At 69.6% G+C, this 23,906-nt stretch carries 21 protein-coding genes and 2 tRNA genes; 7 read left to right on the plus strand and 16 right to left on the minus strand.

Features of this window, described 5'->3' with window-relative positions:
* Window positions 1-91: 91 nt before the first annotated feature.
* The 4 genes from AC4D2F_RS11250 to AC4D2F_RS11265 are packed head-to-tail and all read left to right on the plus strand — an operon-like array spanning window position 92 to window position 3,910.
* A complete protein-coding gene (locus tag AC4D2F_RS11250; RefSeq protein WP_490910646.1) occupies window positions 92-1,279 on the plus strand; it encodes a histidine kinase in 1,188 nt (395 codons plus the stop codon).
* Between the two features lie 19 nt (window positions 1,280-1,298).
* The gene (locus AC4D2F_RS11255) at window positions 1,299-2,018 is read left to right on the plus strand and encodes a LytR/AlgR family response regulator transcription factor (protein WP_490910647.1); all 720 of its coding nucleotides are present in this window, start codon (window positions 1,299-1,301) and stop codon (window positions 2,016-2,018) included.
* A gap of 16 nt (window positions 2,019-2,034) precedes the next feature.
* Window positions 2,035-2,418, plus strand: a complete 384-nt coding sequence (locus tag AC4D2F_RS11260) for a DUF485 domain-containing protein (protein WP_490910648.1) — start codon at window positions 2,035-2,037, stop codon at window positions 2,416-2,418.
* Complete coding sequence (locus tag AC4D2F_RS11265) at window positions 2,411-3,910, plus strand: sodium/solute symporter (RefSeq protein ID WP_490910649.1); 1,500 nt, start codon at window positions 2,411-2,413, stop codon at window positions 3,908-3,910. Before AC4D2F_RS11260 ends, AC4D2F_RS11265 begins: the two co-directional genes overlap by 8 nt.
* Before the next feature lies 1 nt (window position 3,911).
* On the opposite strand, the gene AC4D2F_RS11270 is transcribed toward AC4D2F_RS11265, so the two are convergent.
* The 6 genes from AC4D2F_RS11270 to rpsB all read right to left on the minus strand — a co-directional run bounded on the left by AC4D2F_RS11270 (window position 3,912) and on the right by rpsB (window position 9,045).
* On the minus strand, window positions 3,912-4,487 hold the full coding sequence (locus AC4D2F_RS11270) for a DivIVA domain-containing protein (RefSeq protein WP_490910650.1): 576 nt from the start codon (window positions 4,485-4,487) through the stop codon (window positions 3,912-3,914).
* A gap of 77 nt (window positions 4,488-4,564) precedes the next feature.
* Window positions 4,565-5,578, minus strand: coding sequence for a phosphatidate cytidylyltransferase (locus AC4D2F_RS11275; RefSeq protein ID WP_490910651.1), 1,014 nt, complete (start codon window positions 5,576-5,578; stop codon window positions 4,565-4,567).
* Window positions 5,578-6,135, minus strand: coding sequence for a ribosome recycling factor (frr, locus tag AC4D2F_RS11280; RefSeq protein ID WP_043447395.1), 558 nt, complete (start codon window positions 6,133-6,135; stop codon window positions 5,578-5,580). The genes AC4D2F_RS11275 and frr overlap by 1 nt, the downstream gene beginning before the upstream one ends.
* Window positions 6,136-6,252: 117 nt before the next feature.
* Window positions 6,253-6,993, minus strand: a complete 741-nt coding sequence (gene pyrH, locus AC4D2F_RS11285) for a UMP kinase (protein WP_104168305.1) — start codon at window positions 6,991-6,993, stop codon at window positions 6,253-6,255.
* Between the two features lie 176 nt (window positions 6,994-7,169).
* The gene (gene tsf, locus AC4D2F_RS11290) at window positions 7,170-8,006 is read right to left on the minus strand and encodes a translation elongation factor Ts (RefSeq protein ID WP_104168306.1); all 837 of its coding nucleotides are present in this window, start codon (window positions 8,004-8,006) and stop codon (window positions 7,170-7,172) included.
* Window positions 8,007-8,082: 76 nt separating this feature from the next.
* Window positions 8,083-9,045, minus strand: coding sequence for a 30S ribosomal protein S2 (rpsB, locus tag AC4D2F_RS11295; protein ID WP_490910652.1), 963 nt, complete (start codon window positions 9,043-9,045; stop codon window positions 8,083-8,085).
* A gap of 432 nt (window positions 9,046-9,477) precedes the next feature.
* Here rpsB and AC4D2F_RS11300 point away from each other — a divergent pair, with 432 nt between their 5' ends.
* Window positions 9,478-10,137 carry a M23 family metallopeptidase gene (locus AC4D2F_RS11300; protein WP_490910653.1) on the plus strand — a complete coding sequence of 220 codons (660 nt, stop codon included), beginning with the start codon at window positions 9,478-9,480 and terminating at the stop codon, window positions 10,135-10,137.
* Between the two features lie 4 nt (window positions 10,138-10,141).
* Here AC4D2F_RS11300 and AC4D2F_RS11305 read toward each other — a convergent pair whose 3' ends face one another.
* From AC4D2F_RS11305 to AC4D2F_RS11335, 7 genes are all read right to left on the minus strand, one after another.
* The gene (locus AC4D2F_RS11305) at window positions 10,142-11,332 is read right to left on the minus strand and encodes an acyl-CoA dehydrogenase family protein (protein WP_490910654.1); all 1,191 of its coding nucleotides are present in this window, start codon (window positions 11,330-11,332) and stop codon (window positions 10,142-10,144) included.
* A 203-nt stretch (window positions 11,333-11,535) separates the two neighbouring features.
* Window positions 11,536-11,609: transfer RNA gene (locus AC4D2F_RS11310), tRNA-Ile, on the minus strand.
* A 64-nt stretch (window positions 11,610-11,673) separates the two neighbouring features.
* Window positions 11,674-12,903, minus strand: coding sequence for a glycosyltransferase (locus AC4D2F_RS11315; RefSeq protein WP_490910655.1), 1,230 nt, complete (start codon window positions 12,901-12,903; stop codon window positions 11,674-11,676).
* A gap of 49 nt (window positions 12,904-12,952) precedes the next feature.
* Window positions 12,953-13,828: a DMT family transporter gene (locus AC4D2F_RS11320; protein ID WP_104168309.1), complete on the minus strand. Its 876-nt coding sequence runs from the start codon at window positions 13,826-13,828 to the stop codon at window positions 12,953-12,955.
* Window positions 13,816-14,439, minus strand: a complete 624-nt coding sequence (locus tag AC4D2F_RS11325) for a CDP-alcohol phosphatidyltransferase family protein (protein ID WP_490911092.1) — start codon at window positions 14,437-14,439, stop codon at window positions 13,816-13,818. The genes AC4D2F_RS11320 and AC4D2F_RS11325 overlap by 13 nt, the downstream gene beginning before the upstream one ends.
* Window positions 14,440-14,537: 98 nt before the next feature.
* Complete coding sequence (locus AC4D2F_RS11330) at window positions 14,538-15,344, minus strand: phage holin family protein (protein ID WP_490910656.1); 807 nt, start codon at window positions 15,342-15,344, stop codon at window positions 14,538-14,540.
* Window positions 15,345-15,501: 157 nt separating this feature from the next.
* Window positions 15,502-16,938: a sugar porter family MFS transporter gene (locus AC4D2F_RS11335; RefSeq protein WP_490910657.1), complete on the minus strand. Its 1,437-nt coding sequence runs from the start codon at window positions 16,936-16,938 to the stop codon at window positions 15,502-15,504.
* 305 nt (window positions 16,939-17,243) lie between these two features.
* Here AC4D2F_RS11335 and AC4D2F_RS11340 point away from each other — a divergent pair, with 305 nt between their 5' ends.
* Window positions 17,244-18,473: a multidrug effflux MFS transporter gene (locus AC4D2F_RS11340; RefSeq protein ID WP_258070006.1), complete on the plus strand. Its 1,230-nt coding sequence runs from the start codon at window positions 17,244-17,246 to the stop codon at window positions 18,471-18,473.
* 32 nt (window positions 18,474-18,505) lie between these two features.
* Here the strand turns inward: AC4D2F_RS11340 and AC4D2F_RS11345 are convergent, their stop codons facing one another.
* Window positions 18,506-20,023 carry an SDR family oxidoreductase gene (locus AC4D2F_RS11345; protein ID WP_490910658.1) on the minus strand — a complete coding sequence of 506 codons (1,518 nt, stop codon included), beginning with the start codon at window positions 20,021-20,023 and terminating at the stop codon, window positions 18,506-18,508.
* 114 nt (window positions 20,024-20,137) lie between these two features.
* Here AC4D2F_RS11345 and AC4D2F_RS11350 point away from each other — a divergent pair, with 114 nt between their 5' ends.
* Window positions 20,138-21,658: a glycosyltransferase family 39 protein gene (locus tag AC4D2F_RS11350; protein WP_490910659.1), complete on the plus strand. Its 1,521-nt coding sequence runs from the start codon at window positions 20,138-20,140 to the stop codon at window positions 21,656-21,658.
* 118 nt (window positions 21,659-21,776) lie between these two features.
* Here AC4D2F_RS11350 and AC4D2F_RS11355 read toward each other — a convergent pair.
* Window positions 21,777-21,849: transfer RNA gene (locus AC4D2F_RS11355), tRNA-Asn, on the minus strand.
* A 54-nt stretch (window positions 21,850-21,903) separates the two neighbouring features.
* Complete coding sequence (gene dnaG / locus AC4D2F_RS11360) at window positions 21,904-23,859, minus strand: DNA primase (protein ID WP_490910660.1); 1,956 nt, start codon at window positions 23,857-23,859, stop codon at window positions 21,904-21,906.
* Window positions 23,860-23,906: the final 47 nt, after the last annotated feature.

Here is a 23,906-nt window from a genome sequence, read left to right on the forward strand (position 1 = left end):
ACACGGCCGTTCGTCGCCGAGCGCGCGGGTGGGTGCGGTGAACGGTCAGCGGGCGCGATGAGCGGCAGGTCCGGGCGGATACTCTGGAGCAATGTTCAGCGCCGCCGTCGACACCGCCCTGGTGTGCGCCGTCGTCGTCGTCACCCTCGCCGTCGTGGCCTCGCTGGGCTTCCGCCTGTCGCGCTCGTACCGGGACCTCGGGTCCGACGCCGACCGCGCCACCTACGCCACCCTTCACACCGCGGCCCTCGCCTCCGAACACCTGCGCGAGGGCCTGACGCCGTCGGGGGCCTCGAAGGCGAGCCGCTACCTGCACGGACTCCTGCGGTGCGACGTGCTCATGATCAGTGACGACGCCGGGGTGCTCGCCTGGGACGGCGGGCGCGGGACGCCGCCGGACGTGATGCCCCTGGTGCGGCAGGTCCTCGAGAGCGGCCGCACGCAGATCTTCCGCCGCCAGCGCCTCGAGGCCGCGGGGCTGGCGGAACCCGGCGAACTGGTGCTCTCCCCCATCCGCGTGGACGACCGCGTCGTCGGCACGGTCGGGGCGGTGGCCGAGGACGTCAACGCCGGCCTCGTCCGGGCCACGAACGAGCTCGCCGGGTGGGTGTCCACCCAGGTGGAACTCGCCGAACTGGACTATTCGCGCCGGCTCCTCGCGGAGGCGGAGGTGCGTGCCCTCCGGGCCCAGATCAGCCCGCACTTCATCTACAACTCGCTCAACGCGATCGCGTCCTTCATCAACACCGACCCGCAGCGTGCCCGCGACCTCGTGGTCGAGTTCGCCGACTTCACGCGCTACTCGTTCCGCCGCCACGGCGACTTCACGACCGTGGCGGAGGAACTGCGCAGCATCGACCGCTACCTGCTGCTGGAACGCGCCCGGTTCGGCGACCGGCTGAAGGTCAGCCTCGAGATCGGCCCGGAGGTCCTCAGCACCGTCATCCCGTTCCTCAGCCTCCAGCCGCTCGTCGAGAACGCGGTCCGCCACGGCCTCGACTCCAAGGACGGCATCGGGAACATCACCATCACCGCTCACGACGTCGGTCCCTTCGCAGAGGTGACCATCGAGGACGACGGCGTGGGCATCGAGCCCGAGCACCTCCGGTCCGTGCTGGCCGGGCACACCGAGGGTGTGCACGTGGGCCTGCGCAACGTCGATTCCCGCCTGCGGCAGGTGTACGGCGACGACCACGGGCTGATCATCGACACCGCGCCCGGCGCCGGCACTCTCATCACGATGCGCGTCCCCAAGTCGCAGCCCGACCACCGGGCGTGAGGCGCGTAATCTAGGGAGCATGCTCTCTGTGCTCGTCGCCGACGATGAACTCCCCGCCGTCGAGGAACTGGCGTTCCTGCTCGGCAGGGACGCGCGGGTCGGGACCATCCACCGCGCCTCGAGCGGCACGGAGGCGCTGAAGGTCCTCGAGCAGCACACCGTCGACGCCCTGTTCCTCGACATCCACATGCCGTCCCTCTCGGGGCTGGACATCGCCCGGGAGATCTCCCGCTTCAGCCGTCCGCCCGCCGTCGTGTTCGTCACCGCCGACGAGGACCGCGCCCTGGAGGCCTTCGAACTGCGCGCCGTCGACTACCTCCTGAAGCCCGTGCGCACCGAACGCCTCGCGGAATCCGTCCGCCGGGTGTGCGAGCTGATGGAGGGCTCGACGGCCGCGCCGGAGGTCATCACCGTGGACCAGGGCGGCATCAGCCGCATGATCAGGCGCGACGACGTGCGCTACGTCCAGGCGCAGGGCGACTACGCGCGGCTGCACACCTCCGAGGCGAGCTACCTCATCCGGATCCCGCTCAACGACCTCGAGCGCCAGTGGGCCACCGCGGGGTTCCTCCGCACCCACCGCTCCTACCTCGTGGCGATGGACCAGGTCCGGAAGGTCCGGATCAGCGCAGGCCGGGCGAGCCTGTTCGTCGGCGACGCCGAGCTGCCGGTCAGCCGGCGGCACCTGCCCGACGTCCGCGAGAAGCTCGAGGCCACCCGCCTCCGGCCGGGCCAGTGACCCCCGACGACCGCGGATGACGCAGCCGTCCGAGCCGCCCCGCCGCGTCCGGGTGACCGCCCCGCGGACGGCCGCCCGCGCGACGGGTGCGTCCTTCCCCGTGGCCCGCGAGATGGCCGAACAGTCCGAACTGGGCCAGCTGTTCGTCGCCTCGCTGATCCGGTCGCAGCTGCGCCTCGCCCTCGTGGTGGCGGGCGGCTTCCTGGTCATCCTGATGGGCATCCCGGTGCTGCTCGCGGTGTTCCCGGACATCGAGTCGATGACCGTGCTGACGGTGCCCCTCCCGTGGCTGATCCTCGGCCTCGGGGTGTACCCGCTCGTCATCGGCTGCGCGATCCTGTACGTGCGCAGCGCCTCCCGCAACGAGCGGCGCTTCCAGGACCTCGTGGACGATGACTGACGCGCTCGAAACCGGCAGCCTGCACCTCAGCCCCGCCGTCGGCTACACGGCCCTGCTCCTCGTAGCCCTCAGCACCGTGCTCATCGGCATCTACGGTCTGCGGATCTCCCGGACCACCGGGGATTTCTACGTCGCCTCCCGGACGGTGCGCCCCTGGTGGAACGCCTCCGCGATCGGCGGCGAATACCTGTCCGCCGCGAGCTTCCTCGGCGTCGCCGGGCTCATCCTCATCTCGGGCGTGGACGCCCTCTGGTTCCCGATCGGGTACACCGCCGGGTACCTGATGCTCCTGCTGTTCGTCGCCGCTCCCCTGCGCCGCTCGGGTGCCTACACCATCCCCGATTTCGCGCAGGCGCGGCTGGACTCGCTGCTGGTGCGCCGCGTGACGAGCATGCTCGTCGTCGTCGTCGGCTGGCTGTACATCGTGCCGCAGCTCCACGGCGCCGCCCTGACGGTGCAGATCACCACGGGCCTGCCGTCGTGGGTGGGACCGCTCGCCGTCGTAGTCGTGGTGTGCCTGAGCGTGGTCACGGGCGGCATGCGCTCCATCACGTTCGTCCAGGCGTTCCAGTACTGGCTCAAGCTGACGGCCCTCGCCGTCCCGGCGGTGTTCATCCTGTTCCGCCTGGGCGCCGAGGGCGCGTCGGTCACGGCGGGCGGCAGCGTGTTCACCACCGACCTGAACACGACGGCGCACGCCTCCCTCTACGGCACCATCTCGCTGGTCATCGCGCTCCTGTTCGGCACCCTCGGGCTCCCCCACGTGCTGGTGCGCTTCTACACGAATCCGGACGGGGCGTCGGCGCGGCGGACCACGGTGCTCGTGCTCGGCCTGCTCTCGGTCTTCTACCTGTTCCCCACCGTGTACGGCATCCTGGGGCGCATCCACACGCCGGAGCTCGCGGCGGGCGGCGCCGCGGACGCGACGGTCCTCCTGCTCCCCGGCCGCATCTTCGACGGCGCGACCGGCGACCTGCTGTCTGCCCTGGTGACGGCGGGCGCGTTCGCCGCGTTCCTGTCCACGACGAGCGGCCTCGTGGTCTCCCTCGCCGGTGTGATCAGCCAGGAGTTCTTCCAGGGCAGCGTGACGGGGTTCCGGCGGGCCGCGCTGCTGTCCACGATCGTCCCCCTGGTGATCGCCCTCCTCACCGACACCCTGGCACTGGCCGGCAGCGTCGGGTCCGTCTTCGCGTTCACCGCCTCCACCATCTGCCCGCTGCTGCTGCTGGGCATCTGGTGGCGGGGCCTCACCGACGCCGGCGCGATCGCGGGGATGGCCGTCGGCGCGATCCTGTGCGGCGGCGCGATCGCCGCCACCGCGGCGCTGGGAGCGGGGGCGGGCGACCGCTGGGTCTGGCTCGGCCAGCCGGCCCTGTGGACGGTACCGGCGGCGTTCCTCACCATGGTGCTCGTGTCGCGCGCGACGGCGGGACGGCGGCCGACCACGGCGTCGCGCGTGCTGGCGCGCCTCCACACCCCCGAGCCGCGCTAGGTCAGTCGATCCCGGCCATCAGTTCGATGACGCGGTCCAGGAACGCATCCACCTGGCTCTCCTCGTAGCCGTCCGCTCCCCGGGCCTCGCGGAACACCGCACGGCGGACGACGTCGACGCTCATCGGCACATGGTTCTCCAGGTACTGCAGGAGGTCGTCGCACAGGCGGTCGACGTCCTCGATGTCGTAGCTCGGGCTGCCCTGCTTCGCGGGCCGGCGGAAACGCTCGCCGGCCGGGCGGTGGAGCCTGCGGCGCAGTACGGCGGCGGTCCGACCGATCTGCCGGAGCCACGCGTCCTCGCCCTCGGTCCGGATCAGGTGGTCGCGTTCCCGCTGCGCGAAGACGTCCTCGAGGCGGTCCAGCGCGGCGTCGACGGCCTGCGGGTCGTACCCGCCGCGGGCCGGGTCGAAGGCCATGGACCGGACGTCCCTGCTCGTGATGGCCGCCGCCGGATCCTCGGCGTCGTAGTAGCCGCGCGCCCTGGCCAGGAACCGGTCCACCTGGCGGGTGTTGTAGCCGAACTCCCGCCGTCCGACACGCGTGAACGGGGAGGTGCCGGGCCGAGCGAGGTCCATGGATGATCCTTCCGCCTAGGCCGTCGAGGGACAGTTCAGGAACCCGCGGGCCCCGGGATTCCGCCGTCGGCCCGTCGTCAGAGCAGTCCCGGTACCAATGTAGCGGACAGCAGATAGGCGACCGGGCAGGCCAGCACGATCGAATCCAGCCGGTCCATCACGCCGCCGTGGCCGGGGAGGATGGTGCCCATGTCCTTGACGCCGAGCTCCCGCTTGATCATCGATTCGGCGAAGTCGCCGGCGGTGGCGGAGGCGACGACGACGACGGCGAGGGCGAGGCCGATCCACAGCGGCTGCCCGAGCAGGAGCACCGCGCAGAGCCCGCCGATGATCATCGCGCCGCCGATGGAGCCGCCGAAACCCTCCCAGGATTTCTTCGGGCTGATCTTGGGCGCCATGGGGTGCTTCCCGAAGAACGCCCCGACCAGGTACCCGAAGGTGTCGTTCGCGACCACGAGCAGCAGGAGCGTGGCGATGACGAGGTAGCCTCCCTCGGCGCGCATCAGGAGCATCGCGAAGCTCATCATGAACGGCACCCAGAGCAGCGTGAACGTACCGGCCATGAGGCTCTTCGCGGCATCCGGGGCGGGGTCGAGCGAGCGCCACAGGAAGATGCCGACGACGGCGGCGACGGTGGCGACGGCGAGCCCCTCCGCTCCGCCGAAGTAGGCGGAGAACGGGAGCACGAGCGTTCCCGCCAGGGTGGGCGCGAGCGGCACGCGGATGCGGCGCAGCCCCAGCGCCCGGGAGATCTCCCAGACGCCCACGGCAGCGAACAGGGTGACGATGCCCGCGAAGACGACCGGGAAGAACAGCAGGCCGACCAGGACCGGGATGAGGAGGCCGGCGCCCACACCGATGGCCGCGGGGAGGTTGCGGCCGGCGCGCGACGGCGCACCGGGCTCCCGGGCGGATCGTCGCCGCTTCAGCAGTCCGGGACCGGGCGTCCAGCCGGTACGCCGCGATCGGCGGGACGCAGGGGCGGCACCGCCCGGGGCGGCACCTGCCTCGGGCACCGCGGCGGTCGCTGTCCCGGCGTCGGGCTTCGGGACGGGCCCGACGCCGGGACCGGCTGGATTAGGATCTGCCATCAGACCTCGAGCAGCTCCGTTTCCTTGCGCTTCAGGAGCTCGTCGATGAGGTCCACGCGCGCCTTGGTCATGGCGTCGAGTTCCTTCTCGGCGCGTGAGCCCTCGTCCTCACCGGCGTCGCCGTCCTTCACGGCCTTGTCGATGCCGTCCTTGGCCTTGCGGCGGACGTTGCGGATGGAGATCTTGGCGTCCTCGGCCTTGGTCTTCACCAGCTTCACGTACTCCTTGCGGCGCTCCTGCGTCAGCTCGGGCAGGACCACCCGGATCACATTGCCGTCGTTGGACGGGTTGGCTCCGAGGTCGGAGTCGCGCAGCGCACGCTCGATGTCGTTGAGGGAGGCGCGGTCGAACGGGGTGATGAGCAGGGTGCGCGCCTCCGGGTTCTGGAAGGACGCGAGCTGCTGCAGCGGGGTGGGGGCGCCGTAGTACATGACGACCACCTTGGAGAACAGGGAGGCGTTGGCTCGGCCGGTGCGGACCGTCGCGAAGTCCTCCTTTGCGACCTCCACGGCCTTGTCCATCTTGTCGGTGGCTTCCAGCAGGGTCTCTTCGATCACAATGTCTCCTTCGATCCGCAGTCGGCTGCACGGCAACCGTTCCAGTGGTCAATCCTAGTTCAACGGCGCGCCGCACCCGGGCGCGGCCCGGGCGGCACCGCCGTTCCCGCCCGGGGGCTAGGTGGTGACGAGGGTGCCGAGCTTCTCCCCCCGGATGGCACGCGTCACGTTGCCCTCGCCCTGCATCCCGAAGACCACCATCGTCAGGTTGTTGTCCTTGCACATGGTCATGGCCGTCTGGTCCATCACGCGGATGTCGCGGCGCAGGGCCTCGTCGTAGGACAGGGTCTGGAGCTTCTCCGCCGTCGGGTCCTTGTGCGGGTCGGCGGTGTAGACGCCGTCGACGCCGCTCTTCGCCATGAGGACCTCGTCCGCGTGCACCTCCAGCGCACGCTGGGCCGCGACCGTGTCGGTGGAGAAGTAGGGCAGGCCCGCGCCGGCGCCGAAGATGACCACGCGGCCCTTCTCGAGGTGTCGGATGGCGCGCCGCGGGATGTACGCCTCGGCGACCTGGCCCATGGTGATCGCGCTCTGCACGCGCGTCTCGACACCGGCCTGCTCGAGGAAGTCCTGCAGGGCCAGGCAGTTCATGACCGTGCCGAGCATGCCCATGTAGTCGGCGCGGGAGCGGTCCATGCCGCTCTGCGACAGCTCGGCGCCGCGGAAGAAGTTGCCGCCGCCGACGACGATCGCCACCTCGACGTCGCCGACGGTCGCGGCGATCTGCTGGGCGATACCGCGGACCGTGTCCGGGTCCACGCCCAGCTTGCCGCCGCCGAAGACCTCACCGGAGAGCTTGAGCAGGACCCGGCGCCGCCCCGTGGGACCACCCGTCGGAGCAGTGGATGTGGTGTCCATGAAGTGCCTCCCGGGCATAGTGCTGTGGGCCGGTCCTGGGCGGACGGCCGATGGTGCGAAGGTGGGATGGTGCCGGACCCGTTACAGGATACGGCGCGCCTCCCGGGCGCAGGAAAGGGCGGCCACCTCGAGGGTGGCCGCCCTTCACAGTTGTGCTGTCGACCTGGCCTGAGGTACTAGGCGCCGACGCGGAACCGCGCGAAGGCCGTGGCCTTGGCGTCGGCCTCGGTGAGGACGGCGGCGACGGACTTCTTCGCGTCCTTGGCGAAGGCCTGGTCCACCAGGACACCCTCCTTGAAGAAGCCGGTGAGGCGTCCTTCGACGATCTTCGCGAGGGCCTGCTCGGGCTTGCCCTCGGCGCGGGCCGTCTCGTCGGCGATGCGACGCTCCGACTCGACGAGCTCGGCGGGGACATCCTCGCGCGTCAGGTAGGTGGGCGAGTAGGCGGCGATGTGGACGGCCACGTCGTGCGTCGCAGCGACGGCGGCGTCCCCCGAGCCCTCGACGGCGAAGAGCACGCCGACCTGGGCGGGGAGGTCCTTGGACGTCTTGTGCAGGTAGGCGTCGACGATCTGCCCTTCGACGCGGGCGATGCGGCGGACGTCGACCTTCTCGCCGAGCAGCGCACCAGCTTCGATGACGTGCTCCGAGACGGGCTTGCCGTCCAGCTCGAAGGCCAGGAGGGTCTCGACGTCGGTGGCGCCGGACGCGACGGCTGCGCCGAGCACCTTGTTGGAGAACTCGATGAAGGGGCCGGCCTTGGCGACGAAGTCGGTCTCGCAGTTGACCTCGATCATGACCCCGACGTTGCCGTCGACGCGAGCGGCGACGAGGCCCTCGGCGGTCGAGCGGCCTTCGCGCTTGGTCGCGCCCTTGAGACCCTTGATCCGGATCAGTTCCAGGGCCTTGTCGGCGTCGCCATTGGCCTCGTCGAGGGCCTTCTTGACGTCCATCATGCCCGCGCCCGTGCGCTCGCGCAGGGCCTTGATGTCAGCGGCAGTGAAATTTGCCATATGAACTCCTAAGTTGAGGTGGATCGGAACATGCGTAAGGGGCATGGTTTGACCCACACCCCTTACGCATCGAGGACTACTTGGTGTCGCTGGCGGCTTCCGTGGCGGGAGCTACTGCTTCGGGGACTTCCTCGGCGATGGGAGCCTGCAGGCCTGCAGGCGCCTCCTCGACGGCGGGAGCCTCGACGACGGGTGCTTCGACGGCGGGTGCTTCGGCGGCGGCTTCCGGAGCTGCGGCTTCGGTCGCCTCGGGCGCGGCAGCGGCGGCGTCCGAGGTGCCCTGGAGCAGCTCACGCTCCCACTCGGCCATGGGCTCGTCGGCGGTGGCTTCGTTGTTGCCCGAGCGGTTGTGGCGGGCCATGAGGCCTTCGGCCACGGCGTCGGCGATGACCCGGGTCAGCAGGTTGACGGCGCGGATGGCGTCGTCGTTGCCGGGGATCGGGAAGTCGACCTCGTCGGGATCGCAGTTGGTGTCGAGGATCGCGACGACGGGGATGTTGAGCTTCTTCGCCTCGTCGATGGCGAGGTGCTCCTTCTTGGTGTCGACGACCCACACGACCGAAGGGGCCTTGGTCAGGTTGCGGATACCACCGAGGTTGCTCTGCAGCTTGGTGAGCTCACGCTTGAGGAGCAGGAGCTCCTTCTTGGTGTGGCCCGAACCGGCGACGTCGTCGAAGTCGATCTCTTCGAGTTCCTTCATGCGCTGGATGCGCTTGGAGACCGTCTGGAAGTTGGTGAGCATGCCGCCGAGCCAACGCTGGTTGACGTAGGGCTGGCCGACGCGCGTGGCCTGGTCGGCGATCGCTTCCTGGGCCTGCTTCTTGGTGCCGACGAAGAGCACGGTTCCGCCGTGGGCGACGGTGGCCTTGACGAACTCGTAGGCGCGGTCGATGTAGCCCAGCGACTGCTGGAGATCGATGATGTAGATGCCGTTGCGCTCGGTGAAGATGAAGCGCTTCATCTTCGGGTTCCAACGGCGGGTCTGGTGACCGAAGTGGACGCCGCTGTCGAGCAGCTGGCGCATGGTTACGACTGGCATGTTCTGCCTTTCCTCAGCTTCGGCTCGGGCGCGGAGCGCCGCCTGAAGCTTGTTGACGGTTGTCTCGGTGCCGGCCGGGGTGGCCGGTACGTCCTGGTACCGGGTCGTCCGATGGACGCGCCCTCCCCAACCGGACTGGTCCGGACCGCAGGGTGGGCACTTCGGCGCCGTTCGTCGGCGCAGAATCGCAGGTACGCGTAGTCAGCCTGCGGATTCCACGACCCATTGATGCCAGTGGCATACGGATGTGGGAGCAGCAGACTGCTGGATCCAGTGTACTACAGCGGCGGTGGCGGATCGGGCCGGCGACGGCGGTCGGGCAGCGGTCCCGGCGACGCTCCGGGGGTGCCTCCACCCCTCGGCTCCGACGCGTGATGTCCACATACGGGCCCGGGGTGCGCGCCCGGCGGACGGGAGATGCAGGCTGGGGCCATGAGCGATCCCCTCGATTCCCTCGATCCCCCGATGCACCAGCCGGGCCGCCGTCGCGCTGGCGTCCGGGAGGGCGCCGCCCCCGCCGTCGCGGTGGCCCTTCTCACGGTGCTGCTCTGCGTCCCGTCCGGAGCCGGCACCTCCCGCCCTGCTTCCGCTGCCGGCGTGGGGTCCACTCCGGCACCGTTCGTGCCCGAGTGGACCTGGCCCCTGGACCCTGCGCCCGAGGTCCTCCGTCCCTTCGAGAAGCCGCCGCAGACGTGGAAGCGGGGGCACCGGGGCGTCGACCTGTCCGCCCGTGCCGGCGGTCCCGTCGGGGTGGTGAGTCCGGCGGACGGCGTCGTGTCCTTCGCGGGAAGGGTGGTGGACCGGGGTGTCCTGTCCATCGACCACGGCCAGGGTCGGATCAGCAGCTTCGAACCCGTCTCCACGGATCTGTCCCGGGGCGAGCACGTCAGCCGGGGGCAGGTGGTGGCGACGCTCGACGCCTCCCCTGCCCGCCGACCCGCGGACGGACCTGTCCGGGAGCACTGCGGTCAGCCGTGCCTCCACTGGGGCGTCCGCGAGGACGGCGAGTATGTGGACCCGCTGTCCTTCGTGACGGACCGGCGGCCGTCGGTGCTGCTTCCGCTCGGTGACGGCGTGCGGATCCGGCGGTAGAGCGCTAGACGAACGCGGCGATGCCCGTGATGGACCGGCCGGCGACGAGGGTGTTGATCTCCTGCGTGCCCTCGTAGGAGTAGATCGCCTCGGCGTCGGAGAAGATCTTCGCCATCTCGTAGTCCACGACGATCCCGTTGCCCCCGAGGATGTTGCGCCCCGCTGCGACGCTCTCGCGCATGCGGGCCGTGGTGAACGCCTTGGCGAGGGCCGACTGCTCGTCCTTCGCCTTGCCCGCGTCCTCGAGCTGGGACAGCCGCACCATCATGCCCATGGAGCTCATGGCATTGCCCAGGATCTGCACGAGCTGCTGCTGCACGAGCTGGAAGCCGGCGATCGGCCGTCCGAACTGCTCGCGCTCCACGGCATACCGGCGGGCGACGTCGAAGGCCGCGAGCTGCTGGCCGACGGCCTGCCAGCCGACGGCGAGGCGCGTGACCTTGAGGACCTTGTTGGTGTCGCGGAAGCTGTTGGCCCCCTTCAGGTGGAAATCGTCCGACACGACCACGTCATCGAGGACGATGTCCGCGTTCTCGACGGTGCGGAGGGCGATCTTGTTCTCGATCTTGGACGAGGAGAAGCCCGGGAGCGTGGTGTCCACCAGGAAGCCCTTGACCTGGTTGTCCGCGAGGTCCCGCGCGTAGATGACCACCCAGTCGGAGAACGTGGCGTTGCCGATCCAGCGCTTGGCGCCGTTGAGCACCCACGACCCTCCGTCGCGGCGCGCCGTCGTCCGGGTCCCGCCGGCGACGTCGGAGCCGCCGAGCGGTTCGGTGAGGCCGAAGGCGCCGATCTTCTTCATCGCGTAGATGTCCGGCAGCCACTCCTCCTGCTGCTCCTTCGAGGCGAGGGCCTCGATGGACCCCGTGAAGAGTCCGTCGTGGACGCCCATGAAGGTGGCGAACGAGGTGTCGGCACGGGTCATCTCGGCATGGGTGATGCCCGCGAAGAGGTTCGAGTAGCCCTGGCGGTAGACCGGGCTCATCGGGTCCAGTTCGGCGATCTTCGGGATGAGGTCCTGGGGGAAGACACCCTTGTTCCACCAGTCGGCGGCATGCGGGCGGACCTCGCGGGTGAGCCAGCCTCGGATCTCCTGCAGCCTGGAGCGCTCCTTGTCGGACAGCAACTCCTCGAAGGCGAGGAAGTCGCCGTCGGCGTACGGAAGGTTGTCGATGTCGATCGTCGTCCTGCTCATGGGATGCCCCTCACTCTGGTCGTCGGCGACCAGCACTGTTCCTCGACCTCTGAGTCCTGTGGGCATGAGCCCACGGCTCTATGTTACCCGCCGGTAACTTATGGCGCCAGTGGCACCGGGGGTGGTGGGCGACGGATCGGAGGACGACGAATGCGCCGCCCCGGGAGGGCGGCGCATTCGTGGGTCGTCGCCGACCGGGTGCGTAGGGCTGCTGGGGCTTGAACCCAGGACAAACGGATTATGAGTCCGCTGCTCTAACCAGCTGAGCTACAGCCCCCAGGGAGCGCACGGCCCCTGGTGCACCGGCGCCGGGACGACCGCCCCGGCGCCGGACGCAGCCTTCATTGTATGCGGCCGGCGAGATCCGCTTCGCGGGGGGCGGGGGGCTGCGAGGAGAGGGTCCCGTAGTACAGGCCCTCGAACGTCTCCAGCGTCGCGTTGATGTCGTGCTTGCCCACCATGGCCCGGCTCACGGCGCCCATCGCCTGCTGCTCCTCCCGGGAGAGGCTGAGGATCTCCGTGATGCGCTTGCCCAGCTGGTCCGCGTCGCCCGGCTCGAACAGGTAGCCGTTCTCGCCGTCGGACACCAGGTGCGGCAGGGCCATGGCGTTGGCGAGCAGCACGGGCGTGGACGCGGACATGGCCTCGAGGGTGACGAGCGACTGCAGTTCGGCGGTACCCGGCTGGCAGAACAGCGACGCCCGGATGTAGCTCCGGCGCAGCTCCTCGTCGTCGATCAGGCCGCGGAAGCGCACGCGGTCACTGATACCGAGACGGGCGGCCTGCGCCTGCAGCGCCGGCTTCACCTCGCCGCCGCCCACGATCTCGAGGTGCACCCCGAGGTGCTCGGGGGTCCGGGCGACGGCGTCGATCAGCACGTCGATGTGCTTCTCCTCGGCGAGCCGGCCCACGAAGAGGACCGTCGGGTGCTCGTTCGGTTCGATGACCTCGCCCGGCCGGACCTCGTAGGCCGCGGCATCGATGCCGTTGGAGACGGGCAGCACCTCACGCAGGAAGGCGTGGTCGTGCATGGCCTTCGCGGCCAGCGGCGTCGGGGTGGTGACCGCGGCGGCCCTGCCCATCACCTTGCCCATGTCCCTCCACGAGTTCTTCGCCACGATCCGCTTGAACCACTCGGGGAAGGGCAGGAAGGGGTTGATGTTCTCGGGCATGAAGTGGTTGGTGGCCACGACCCGGATGCCCCGCTTCACGGCTTCGTACAGCGCGTACTGCCCCACCATGTAGTGGCACTGGATGTGGACGACGTCGGGCCGGACCCGGTCGAACAGCAGGCTGATGTCCCGCTTGATCTCCCAGGGGAGGCAGATGCGCCAGTAGTCGTGGGTGGGGACGCTGTGCGAGCGGAGGCGGTGGACGGACCAGTCGCCGTCCGGCTCGGTGACGCTCGGGCCGTTGGACGGGCGCGGAGCGAGGACGTGCACCGCGTGGCCTCGCCCCGCCATCCCCTTCGCCAGCCGGTAGCCGAACTGAGCCGCGCCGTTCACGTTGGGCGGGTATGTATCCGCGGCGATCAGGATGGTCAGGGGCTTGAAATCAGCCGGGTAACTCACGGAGGGATCCCTACGTCGGTGTGCTGGACAAGTACTTCGATGGCTCGGATCAGCGCTGCCGCTTCACGACGTCGGGGTGGTGTCGGGCCAGGGCAACGACCCCAACAATAGCAACGAGGGCTGCTGCGCCCATGCCCAACGCGGTCACCGTCCGCACATCGGGCTGGAGTTCCTGGAGGATCGTGATGCCCACGGCGATGCCGACGATCGGGTCGATCACGGTGAGGCCCGCGATGACGAGGTCGGGTGGGCCGGTCGCGTAGGCGCTCTGCACGAACCAGATCCCCAGCGCCACGGCGGCGGCGAGGGCCAGCAGGGTTGCGATCGGGACGTTGAGCAGGAACCGCCCGTTCGGGTCCAGCAGGTGGCCCGCGACGATCTTGGTCAGGACGGCGACGAACCCGAAGAGGACGCCCGCCCCGAGGATGTAGGCGAACGCGTTGAGGCGGTGCCGGCCCACCACGGCCAGGGAGCCGAACAGCAGGACTGCGGCCCCCAGCAGGAGCACCACCGACAGTTCCTGCGCGGGTTCGACCGCGTGGTTCTCGCGGGTGACGTTCACGGCGAGGATCACGAAGAGGGCACTCCCCGTCACGCAGGCGGTGATCGCGGCGACGGTGGGACGGTTCAGGCGGATGCCCTGGTCGCGGGAGTTGACGATCGTGGTGATCACGAGCGCGATGGCCCCGATGGGTTGCACCACGGTGAGGCTGGCGAGCGACAGGGCGATCACGTTCAGCGCCGTCCCCGTGACGAGCAGGAAGAGCCCGAACAGCCAGCGCGGGTTGGTGAGGAGGCGGGTGAAGCCCGAGGAACTCAGGTTCAGGCCGCCCGTGTTCGCCCGCACGGCACTGCCCTGGCGCTGCGCTCCGAACGCGAGGAAGACCGCGCCGAGGAGCGCCAGCGCGATGGCTAGGGCGGGCACGACTGCTGCTCGGCCCGCTCCAGACGGTATTTGCGGTGTGCTGCGATGAAGTAGGCCCCGAAGGCGACGAGGTGCAGGACGCATCCCACGGCGAGCATGGCCTGGGCGAGAACGAAGATCCACTCCTGCTCGAAGCCCTCGACCTCGTGCAGCAGGAGCAGCGGCGCCCCGACCAGCAGCAGCGCGGTCCGGATCTTCCCGACCGTGATGACGGGGAGATGCAGCGGCCCGCGGAAGAGGACGAGGGCGTTGACGATGAGGATGAGGTCCGGGATGACGATGGCCCAGACGAGCCATGCGGGGGCGATACCGTCGACGACGAAGGTCACGGCGACGACGATCATGGCGGTGCGGTCGGCGACCGGATCGAGCCACTTCCCGACGACGGACACCTGGTTGAGCCGCCGCGCGAGGTATCCATCGACCCAGTCGGTCGAACCGATCACCACCAGGGTGGTCACGGCGGCTCCGTAGCGCTGCTGCGTGATGAACCAGACGAACAGCGGGACCCCGAGGAACCGGACGATCGTGACGAGGTTGGGCAGGGTCCAGGCCGTCGTGAGCACCGGGCCCTCGCCACCCGGCCGTCCTCCAGCCCCGATCAGTCTCATCACCCGTGCCTCCCGGTCCCATTATGCAGGCAGACGGCCGGTCCCAGTCCCCCGCTCGCGGGGATCGGGGACCGGCCGTCTGTCGGTCGGGCTGCCTGCTACTTGCTCAGGAGGCGGCGCAGCATGACGAGCATCGCGGCGACGGACGCAGCGAGGACACTCAGCGGCTTCCAGCGGTCGGCGAGGCTCGTATTGAGGGGCACGTCGCGCCGGACGGCGACCGCCCCGGTCCTGCCGCCGACGGTCGAGCTGCCGGCCGTCGGCGTGCCCTGGGGCGAGCGGTGGCGGGCGCCGTCGAGGCGTGACTTGACGTCCACGCGCGCACCGAGCGAATCGCGGGCGTCGGCGATGTGCGTCCGGCGCTCCCCGGTGCGGCCGCGCAGCTCCTCGTAGGAGGGCGTCGGTTCCTTCGGCCGGGTGTCCTTGTCGGCGTCCTTGGGCTTCTTCTCCTCCTTGGGCTTCTTGACGTCCAGCGTGGCCGGGTCGAAGCTGCGGCCCTCCTTGAGCACACCGAGGTCGTAGCGGATGCCCCGGATCGCGTCCTCGGGCAGCAGCGGGAGCTGCTTCTTGAGGCGGGAGACCCCGATCAGCGCGAGGATGCCGCCGATGACGAGGAAGACCAGCGCGACCAGCAGGGCGGCCAGCCATGCCGGCATGATCTCGGCGAGACCCATGATGGCCGCGACGACGAGCGCCACGGCGAAGAACAGGACGAAGACCAGGGCGACGACGAGGAGTGCGGCGGCGATCCCGGCCTTGGTGCCCTTCTGTTTCAGCTGTGCGACGGCGATCGAGAACTCGTCGCTGGCCTGCCGCGGCGTCAGGCGGGCGAGCAGCCTGATCAGTCCGACGATCGAGAGTGAGCCTGTGGACCGCTTGCCGCGCGTACTAGCCGAGCTGTTCATAGGCCCTGCCTCCATTCGTAGGTGTCTTGCTGGACATTCGCTGAACCAAAATTACCATCGGGCCCGGGCACGTCAGCCGCCAGCGGGCGGCGGTGCCGTCGGGAGCGGGATATGCCGCGATGCGGTACTGCCGCCCGCCCTGCTCCCACGGTGCCCGTCATCGTGCCGGCGCGAGCTCGGCGTTGTCCTCGAGGTCCCTGCCGGCGAACTCGGGGAGCCTGGTCCGGACGAAGACGAAGGACACCACGGCGAAGACCGTGAAGGCCGCGTACATGACCCACAGGCCGAGGTTCGCGCTGACCCACGGGAAGGTGAGGGTGACGATGAAGTTGAAGACCCAGTTGACCATCGTCGCGACGCCGAGGGCGATCGAACGGATGCGGTTGGGGAACATCTCGCCGAGCGTGACCCACATGACCGGGCCCCAGGTCGCGGCGAAGAAGATGACGAAGAGGTTCGCGCCCACGAGGGCTATCGGACCCCAGACCCCGGGCAGGGCCACGTCGTCGCCGGTCCCCTCCGCCTGGAGGAAGGCGAGGGTCGCTGCAAGGAGCCCGACCGTCATGCCGATCGAACCGGCGAGGAGCAGCTTCCGGCGACCGATGCGGTCGACGAAGAAGATGGCGACGAACGTCATGGTGACATTGATGATCGAGGTGATCACCGACGTCGTGAAGGAATCGCTCTCGCTGAAGCCCACGGACTTCCACAGCGTCGTGGAGTAGTAGAAGATCGCGTTGATGCCGACGAGCTGCTGGAGCGCCGCGATGGCCATACCGACCCACAGGATGGGCTGCAACCCCAGCGCGGGACCGCGCAGGTCGCGGTACCCGGCCCGGTCATCGCGTTCGAAGCTCTCGCGGATCTGGCGGATCTTGCCCTCGGTGTCCCGGACGCCGGACACCCGCGACAGGATGCGGGCGGCGTCTTCGTCCCGATCGGCCCGGACGAGGAACTGGGGCGACTCGGGGATGATGAGCGCGAGGACGCCGTAGACGACGGCCGGGAGCACGCCGACGAGGAGCATCCAGCGCCAGGCGGACAGCCCCCACCAGAACTCGTTCGCGGCGCCGCCGGCGGCGTTGGCGAACGAGGCGTCGGAGAGCAGTGCGACGAAGATGCCGATCGTGATGGCGAGCTGCTGCACCGAGGCGAGTCCCCCGCGCCACTTCGACGGCGCGATCTCCGCGATGTACCCGGGCACGATGACGGAGGCGATACCGATCGCCAGGCCCCCGACGAGACGCCAGGCCATGAGGTCCCACTCGGAGAAGGCGAACGCGGATCCGGCGGAGTTGATCGCGAACAGGAAGGCTGCCGCGACCATCACCTTCTTGCGCCCCCACCGGTCGGCGAGCCCGCCGGCGAACCACGCACCGGCGGCACAGCCGAGCAGCGTGATGGCGACGGTGAACCCGAGGACGCTCGCGCTCAGCTCGAAGTCGGCCTGGATCGAATCGACCGCACCGTTGATGACGGCCGTGTCGAAACCGAAGAGGAGGCCTCCGACGGCGGCGGCCATCGTGATGCCGATGACCCGCGCGAGGTGCCGCGGTGGTCCGGCGGTCTCCGTGTCGACGTCGTGCTCGCTCATGCTCGGTTCTCCCTGCTCGTTCGGCCCTTCAACACCCTACGTCAATCCGAAGCCTGCTTAGCAGCGCGTCCGCCGTTCGGCCAGCGCCGGAGGGACGGGGAAAGGCTTGACGGGGGTCGTAGGATAGGAACACCGTTGATTCGCCGCAGCAACCACTTCGTCCCGATCGGGACGGCCTGCTGCACGTCGCGAGCCGCTCCGCCGTCGTCGCCGGGCCGCCGCCGCAGTCGACGCATCCCCTGCTCCACCCGATCCGCACCCTGGCCGCACCACCGTTCCCGTTAGGCAGCATCTTGAGCACCACCGTGAGCACCATCACCCATCCCGGCGACGCCCTCTCCCGCCGCGAGAAGATCATCTACGTCTTCATCCTCGGCACCCTGACCGCCCTCGGACCGTTCACGATCGACCTGTACCTGCCCGCCTTCCCGGCCCTGCGGTCGGACCTGGGTGTCTCCGAAGCGGCCATCCAGCTGACGCTGACGGGAACGATCATCGGGTTCGCCGGCGGGCAGCTCCTCGTGGGGCCGCTCAGCGACAAGATCGGGCGGCGCCTGCCCCTCATCTTCGCGACCACGCTGCACGTCGGGGCCTCCATCGGCGCAGCGTCCTCCGAGGACATCAACATGCTCATGCTGTTCCGCGTGCTCCAGGGCATCGGCGCCGCGGGCGGCGGCGTGGTCGCGATGGCCATGGTGCGCGACCTCTTCGGCGGCTACACCCTCGTGCGCATGCTGTCCTACATGGCGCTCGTCAACGGGATGGCACCCATCTTCGCCCCGGTGATCGGGTCCCAGCTGCTGCTGCTCTTCCCCTGGCCGGGCATCTTCTGGTTCCTCGCCGGCTACGGCGTGCTGGTGATCACCGCGGTCTCGCTGTTCATCGTCGAGACCCTCCCCCGGGAGAACCGCCGCCAGTCCGGTCTCACCGTCGCCCAGCGGTACCGCACGGTCCTCAGCGACCGCATCTTCATCGGCATCCTGCTGGTCGGCGGCATGAACTTCTCCGGGCTCTTCTCCTACCTCTCGGCGTCGCCCTTCCTGTTCCAGGGACCGTACGGACTGAACGAGCAGCAGTACGGGCTGCTGTTCGCCGTCAACTCGCTCGGCATCGTCGCGGGCGTGCAGATCAGTGCGCGGGTGCTCCGGCGCGTGGGTCCGCAGTGGGTCATCGCGGCGGCGACGATCGTCCAGCTCACCATGGCGATGCTCATCATCGCCTTCGACCAGCTGGGTCTCGGCTTCTGGGGGACGGCCGTCCCGCTGTGGTTCTACATCATGGCGACGGGCTTCGTCTTCCCGTGCGTGCAGGTGCTGGCGCTCATCAACAACGGGGCGCAGGCCGGCACCGCGGCGTCCCTCCTGGGCGCGGTGACCTTCGGGACGGCGGGCCTGATCTCGCCGCTCGTCGGCCTGCTGGGCGAAGGCATCGAATCGGCCACCCCCATGGCGCTCGTCATGGCTGCGTGCATCGCCCTGGGCGTGGTCTTCCTCTGGACGGTCGTCCGGCCCAGGACCGTCCCCGCCCTGCAGTAGCGCCGTGTCGCGCCACCGCAGGGCCTCCGGGCTCAGGCCGCCGAGGCCTTCGACCCCGGCCCGGTGTCCGAGGGGAGGGCCTCCGCCGTCGTGGCGATGTTGCGAGCCATGGACTTGAAGATGAAGCCGTGGAAGGGCAGCACCGCCAGCCAGTACAGGCGCCCGGAGAGCCCCTGCGGGAAGAACACCGCCCGCTGGTAGAAGGAACTGCCGGAGCCGTCCGGTTCGACCCTGAACTCGAGCCACGCCCGGCCGGGTACCTTCATCTCCGCACGGAGCCGCAGACGCTCGCCGCGCACGATCTCCTCGACCCGCCAGAAGTCCAGGGCCTCGCCCGTGAGCAGTTCCTTGGCGTCCCGCCGTCCACGCCGGAGGCCCACGCCACCGGCGATCTTGTCCATCCAGCCGCGGGCCGCCCAGCCCACGGGCCAGGAGTACCAGCCGTTCTCGCCGCCGATCCCCTCGACGACGCTCCACAGCTTGTCCGGAGAGGCGCTCGAGCTGTAGGTCTGGACGTCGGTGAAGACCGTGTGGCCGGCCCACTGCGGGTCCGACGGCAGCGGATCGGCTTCGGAGTCCACCTGTGTCGCCCCGGCCCAGCTCGTCTCCACCTCTCCCCCGCGCATCTTGCCGAGCGCCAGGTCCACCGCGCGGCGGTAGCCCGTGAGCCCGCCCTCGGGCACCGCGATGTACTGGTCGATGTCGTGTTCGGAGGTGACGGCGTCATGCTGCAGTGATTCGATGAGCGGCATGGCCATCGCCCGCGGGATGGGAGTGACGAGGTTGACCCAGTGCCCGGCCAGGCGCGGCGTCAGGACCGGCAGCGCCAGGATTTTGCGGCGCGGCAGCCCGGCGGCTTCGGCATACTGGTTCATCATCTCGGCATAGGTCAGCACTTCGCGGGACCCGAGGTCGAACGTCCGGTTCAGGCCCTCGGGGAGGTCCAGTGCTCCGAGGAGGTAGTGGATGACGTCGCGGACCGCGATCGGCTCGATGTGGTTCAGGACCCACTTGGGCGCGGGCATGACGGGGAGGACGTCGGACAGGTGCCGGATCATCTCGAACGACGCCGACCCCGACCCGATGACCACTCCGGCCTGGAAGGCGATGGTCGGTGTGCCGGATCCGAGGAGGATCGTACCCACCTGGGTGCGTGACCGCATATGGGTGGACAGCTCGACGCCTTCGGGGTGGAGGCCACCCAGGTACACCATGCGGCGCACTCCGGCGTCGCCGGCGGCCTCGGAGACGATGGCCGCGATGTCCGCCTCGCGCCTGTCGAAGTCCCGTCCGGAGCCCATGGAGTGGACGAGGTAGTAGAGCGTATCGACGCCCCGGGTGACCTTGCGCATGGCCTCGCGGTCCTGCAGGTCACCCTCCACGATCTCGACGGACCCGGCCCAGGGGACGTCCTTGAGCTTCTGCGGAGACCGGACGATGACGCGGACCCGGCGGCCCTCGGCGACGAGTTTCGTCACGAGCCGACCGCCGATGTACCCCGTGGCCCCGGTGACCAGGATGAGCTTGCCGTCACTGCCTTCACTGTTCATGGCCGAAGCCTACGCCTGCCCTCTGACAGCTTCCTGGAGCCTGTCCTCCCCGGACAGCTCCGTCCCTCATCGGAGGTGATCCGTCACAGTGGTCACACTGGTACCATTTGCACCGTGACCGGGATGACGACGCTGGACTCCCGTACGCGCCCGACAGTCCCCCGGAACCAGCCCGTCCTGGCCGTCGCCCTCCTCCTCGGCGCCGTGCAACTGTTCCTTGCGACCGTCACCGCGGGACGCGCGTCCTACTGGGGCGACGAAGCCGCGACCCTCTCCGTGGCGCAGCGCCCCCTGCCCGACATCCTCGCCCTGCTGGCACACGTCGACGCCGTGCACGGCTTCTACTACGTCATCCAGGGCGCCTTCCTGTCGCTCGTGGGGACCACGCCATTCCCCGCCCGGATGCTGTCCGTCGCCGCGATCGGGGCCACCGTCAGCCTCACCGTGATCCTCGGCGACCGTCTTGCCGGCCCGCGAGTAGGCATCTACGCCGGGATGATCGCGTCATTCCTGCCGGGCCTGATCTGGGCCGGCGCGGAGCTGAGATCCCCAGCGCTCACGGCCCTCTCCGCTGTCCTGGTGATCCTCGCCCTCGAGAGTGCCACCAGGAGCCCGTCCGTAGCCAGGTGGGCGACCTACGCGGTGCTCCTCGCCATGGCTGTCTGGCTGTTCGTGTTCTCCGCCCTCCTCGCCCTACCCGCGGCGGTCCTGGCGCTCAGCCGCTCCCGTCCGGGGCCGTTCCTCTGGGCCACCGGCGCGGCAGCCCTCGCGTCCCTGCCCATCGTCCGGATCTCCTCCCGGCAGGTGGGGCAGGTCGCCTGGATCCCCGACGAAGCGGGAGCCCTTCTGAAGGGCGCGCTCGTGGGCCAGTACTTCTTCGGCCAGCGACCCTACGACGCCTTCTCGGCCCCGACCGCGTACTTCGCCGTGGCGGTAGCGGCCCTCTCCCTCGGCCTGGTGGCGTGGTACACCCGCTCGGCATCCCGCGACCGCGATCTCCGGGTATGGGCGGTGACTGTGGCGTGGACCGTCGCCCCGACGCTCCTCCTCGTGGGCGCCACCCTGATCGGGAAGCCCCTGTACCTCGAGAGGTACCTGACATTCACGGCACCCGGCGTGTGCCTCCTGCTGGGCGCAGCGCTGGCAAGCCTGCCGAGACGCCCGGCTCTGGCGACCCTGATGGCGTTCTGCCTCCTGGCGACGCCCGTCCTTGCCGGCCAGAAACTTGAGGGATCCAAGCCGGACAACTATGCGGCCCTCGCCCGCTTCGTCGACGACCGCAAGGAGCCCGGCGCCGCAGCGATCTACTCCGCCGTACGCGCACCCGGCCTGCCGACGTCCTACCCTGACCAGTTCGAGGGCGTCGAGAATGTCGCCCTCGACGCCGGACCCATCGACACCGCGTCGTTCTGGGGAAGGACGACCCCCGCAGCGGCGATGGACGTGGGCGAGGTCGCGGATCGCCAGGTCTTCGTGTTCACCCTCACCGCCTATGCGGACTCCTACCCTGATGCTGTCGACCCGCTCGGTGTGCTCGGCGAGGACCCGTATCTGGTGCGCCTGCTCGATTCCGGCTGCACGGTCTCCGAAACGTCCACCGTCACGACGTTCACCGCGTACGTCCTCGACTGCTAGCGTCACCGCCGGCCGTCGTGGTGGCCGGCGTGGATCGGGAGGCGTGGGCCGGCGGCTGCCTCGTCCGACATGAAGAGGGCCCGACCGGCGTTTCGCTGGTCGGGCCCTCTTTCCAATGCTCCTCCGACTGGACTTGAACCAGTAACCCTTCGATTAACAGTCGAATGCTCTGCCAATTGAGCTACGGAGGAAAGCGCGGTCTCTACTTTACATACCCCGGGCAGCGAAGTGAAATCGGCCCGGAGTCACTCCTGGCGCAGCTGCCGCCGCTGCATCTCGAGCTCCATCAGGTCCCTCTGCAGCTGGTTGTAGAGTGCCGGATCGGTCGCGGGATCCATGCGCTGGAGCTGCCCGAGCTTCTCCGCCTTCTGCTGCGTGATCCGCAGTTCGGTGAGCCGGTTCAGGATGTCCCGGCAGTAGCTCACCATCGCGTCGGCGTCCTTGGCCGGCAGCGGACGGACCGCCAGTTCGCTCACCAGGGGACGCAGGACGTCCGGCACGCCGTCGCGCACCGATTCCACCCACCGCGACAGCTCGGTGCCCGCCGCACCAGCCGCGAGGACGGCGTTGTGGAGGGCCTCGTACACCGGGACGGTGAAGTGCATCGTCGAGAAGCTCTCCCACTGGGGCGCCGTGAGGAGCGTGGGCTGCTGCAGGACCACCTCGAGGGCTTCCCGCTCCATGCGGGCGATCGGGTCCCGGGGGTCCGGCCGCTCGAAGAACGGCTCCTCCGAGGGCGCCGCCCCGGTGCTGTCCGACGCCGCGGTCCCCGGCTGGGCCTGGCTCCCCTGGCTCCCCTGACTTCCCTGGTGCGCCTGCCGGCCCTGCTGACGACTGCCGGCCGACGGCGAGTTCTCCCGGCGCGCGGCCGCGGACACCGCCCGCGCCACCTGGTCCTCCCCCACGTACTGCATCCCGAGCCAGCGGGAGAGCTCCCGCGTGTAGGTGGACCGCAGCGACACGTCGCGGATCTGCGCGACGATCGGCGCCGCATGGCGCAGCGCCTTGACCTGCCCCTCACCGGAGGAGAGGTCGAAGTTGCCGAACGAGGCCTTGATGGCGAACTCGAACAGCGGACGGCGGTCGGCGATGAGTTCCCGTACGGCGTCGTCGCCCCGTCTCTGGCGCAGCTCGCACGGGTCCGCGCCGGAGGCCTCGACGGCGACATAGGTCTGGGAGGTGAACCGCTGGTCCTCCTCGAACGCGCGGAGCGCGGCCTTCTGGCCCGCGGCGTCACCGTCGAACGTGAAGATCACCTCGCCGCCGGTGCCGTCGTCGGACAGGAGCCGGCGGGCGATCTTGATGTGGTCCGTGCCGAACGCCGTGCCGCACGTGGCGACGGCGGTGCCCACGCCCGCGAGGTGGCAGGCCATGACATCCGTGTACCCCTCGACGACGACGAGCTGCCGGTTCTTCGCGATCTCCCGCTTGGCGAGGTCGATGCCGTACAGCACCTGGGACTTCTTGTAGAGCGAGGTCTCCGGGGTGTTGAGGTACTTGGGACCCTGGTCGTCCTCGAACAGCTTGCGCGCACCGAAGCCCACGGTGTCCCCGGTGATGTCCCGGATGGGCCAGATCAGGCGCCCGCGGAACCTGTCGTAGAAGCGCCCGGCGTTGCTCGAGGAGGCGCTGAACATCCCGGTGAGCTTCAGCTCGTCGAGCGTGAAGCCACGCCCCGTGAGGTGGGTGAGCAGGCCGTCCCAGCCCTGGGGTGCGTAGCCGACGCCGAAGTGCGCGGCCGCCTCGCGGTCGAAGCCGCGGTCCTGCAGGAACTGGCGGGCGGTGCCGGCGCCGGGGGTGAGGAGCTGGTCGCGGAAGAACTCCGCGGCGATCTTGTGCGCGTCCAGGAGCCGCTGCCGCCGGCCGACGTCCTCGCGGCGCGGCCCGGTGCCGCCGTCCTCGTAGTGCAGCTCGAAGCCGATGCGCGCGGCGAGCTTCTCGACGGTCTCGCTGAAGGAGGTGTGGTCCAGCTTCTGCACGAAGCTGATGACGTCCCCGCCCTCGCCGCAGCCGAAGCAGTGGTAGGAGCCCATCTGCGGCCGCACGTGGAAGGACGGCGACCGCTCGTCGTGGAACGGACACAGGCCCTTCCACGAGCCGATGCCCGCGGACTTCAGGGTGACGTAGGCCTCGACGACCTCCTTGATGTCCGTGCGCTGGCGTACCTCATCGATGTCTTCGCGCTTGATGAGTCCGGCCATGTCCCCAGTTTAGGCCCGCCCCGCCGACACTCCGACCGCCCTCCGGG

It is taken from the genome of Arthrobacter sp. TJ-263, assembly GCF_058269155.1.

Coding starts and splice junctions, on each gene's coding strand:
- pyrH (WP_104168305.1), bottom strand. CDS start 6,993: ATGGACACCACATCCACTGCTCCGACGGGTGGTCCCACGGGGCGGCGC.
- AC4D2F_RS11255 (WP_490910647.1), top strand. CDS start 1,299: ATGCTCTCTGTGCTCGTCGCCGACGATGAACTCCCCGCCGTCGAGGAA.
- AC4D2F_RS11325 (WP_490911092.1), bottom strand. CDS start 14,439: ATGAGACTGATCGGGGCTGGAGGACGGCCGGGTGGCGAGGGCCCGGTG.
- AC4D2F_RS11270 (WP_490910650.1), bottom strand. CDS start 4,487: ATGGACCTCGCTCGGCCCGGCACCTCCCCGTTCACGCGTGTCGGACGG.
- tsf (WP_104168306.1), bottom strand. CDS start 8,006: ATGGCAAATTTCACTGCCGCTGACATCAAGGCCCTGCGCGAGCGCACG.
- rpsB (WP_490910652.1), bottom strand. CDS start 9,045: ATGCCAGTCGTAACCATGCGCCAGCTGCTCGACAGCGGCGTCCACTTC.
- AC4D2F_RS11330 (WP_490910656.1), bottom strand. CDS start 15,344: ATGAACAGCTCGGCTAGTACGCGCGGCAAGCGGTCCACAGGCTCACTC.
- AC4D2F_RS11250 (WP_490910646.1), top strand. CDS start 92: ATGTTCAGCGCCGCCGTCGACACCGCCCTGGTGTGCGCCGTCGTCGTC.
- AC4D2F_RS11260 (WP_490910648.1), top strand. CDS start 2,035: ATGACGCAGCCGTCCGAGCCGCCCCGCCGCGTCCGGGTGACCGCCCCG.
- AC4D2F_RS11275 (WP_490910651.1), bottom strand. CDS start 5,578: ATGGCAGATCCTAATCCAGCCGGTCCCGGCGTCGGGCCCGTCCCGAAG.
- AC4D2F_RS11265 (WP_490910649.1), top strand. CDS start 2,411: ATGACTGACGCGCTCGAAACCGGCAGCCTGCACCTCAGCCCCGCCGTC.
- AC4D2F_RS11305 (WP_490910654.1), bottom strand. CDS start 11,332: ATGAGCAGGACGACGATCGACATCGACAACCTTCCGTACGCCGACGGC.
- AC4D2F_RS11335 (WP_490910657.1), bottom strand. CDS start 16,938: ATGAGCGAGCACGACGTCGACACGGAGACCGCCGGACCACCGCGGCAC.
- AC4D2F_RS11345 (WP_490910658.1), bottom strand. CDS start 20,023: ATGAACAGTGAAGGCAGTGACGGCAAGCTCATCCTGGTCACCGGGGCC.
- AC4D2F_RS11300 (WP_490910653.1), top strand. CDS start 9,478: ATGAGCGATCCCCTCGATTCCCTCGATCCCCCGATGCACCAGCCGGGC.
- dnaG (WP_490910660.1), bottom strand. CDS start 23,859: ATGGCCGGACTCATCAAGCGCGAAGACATCGATGAGGTACGCCAGCGC.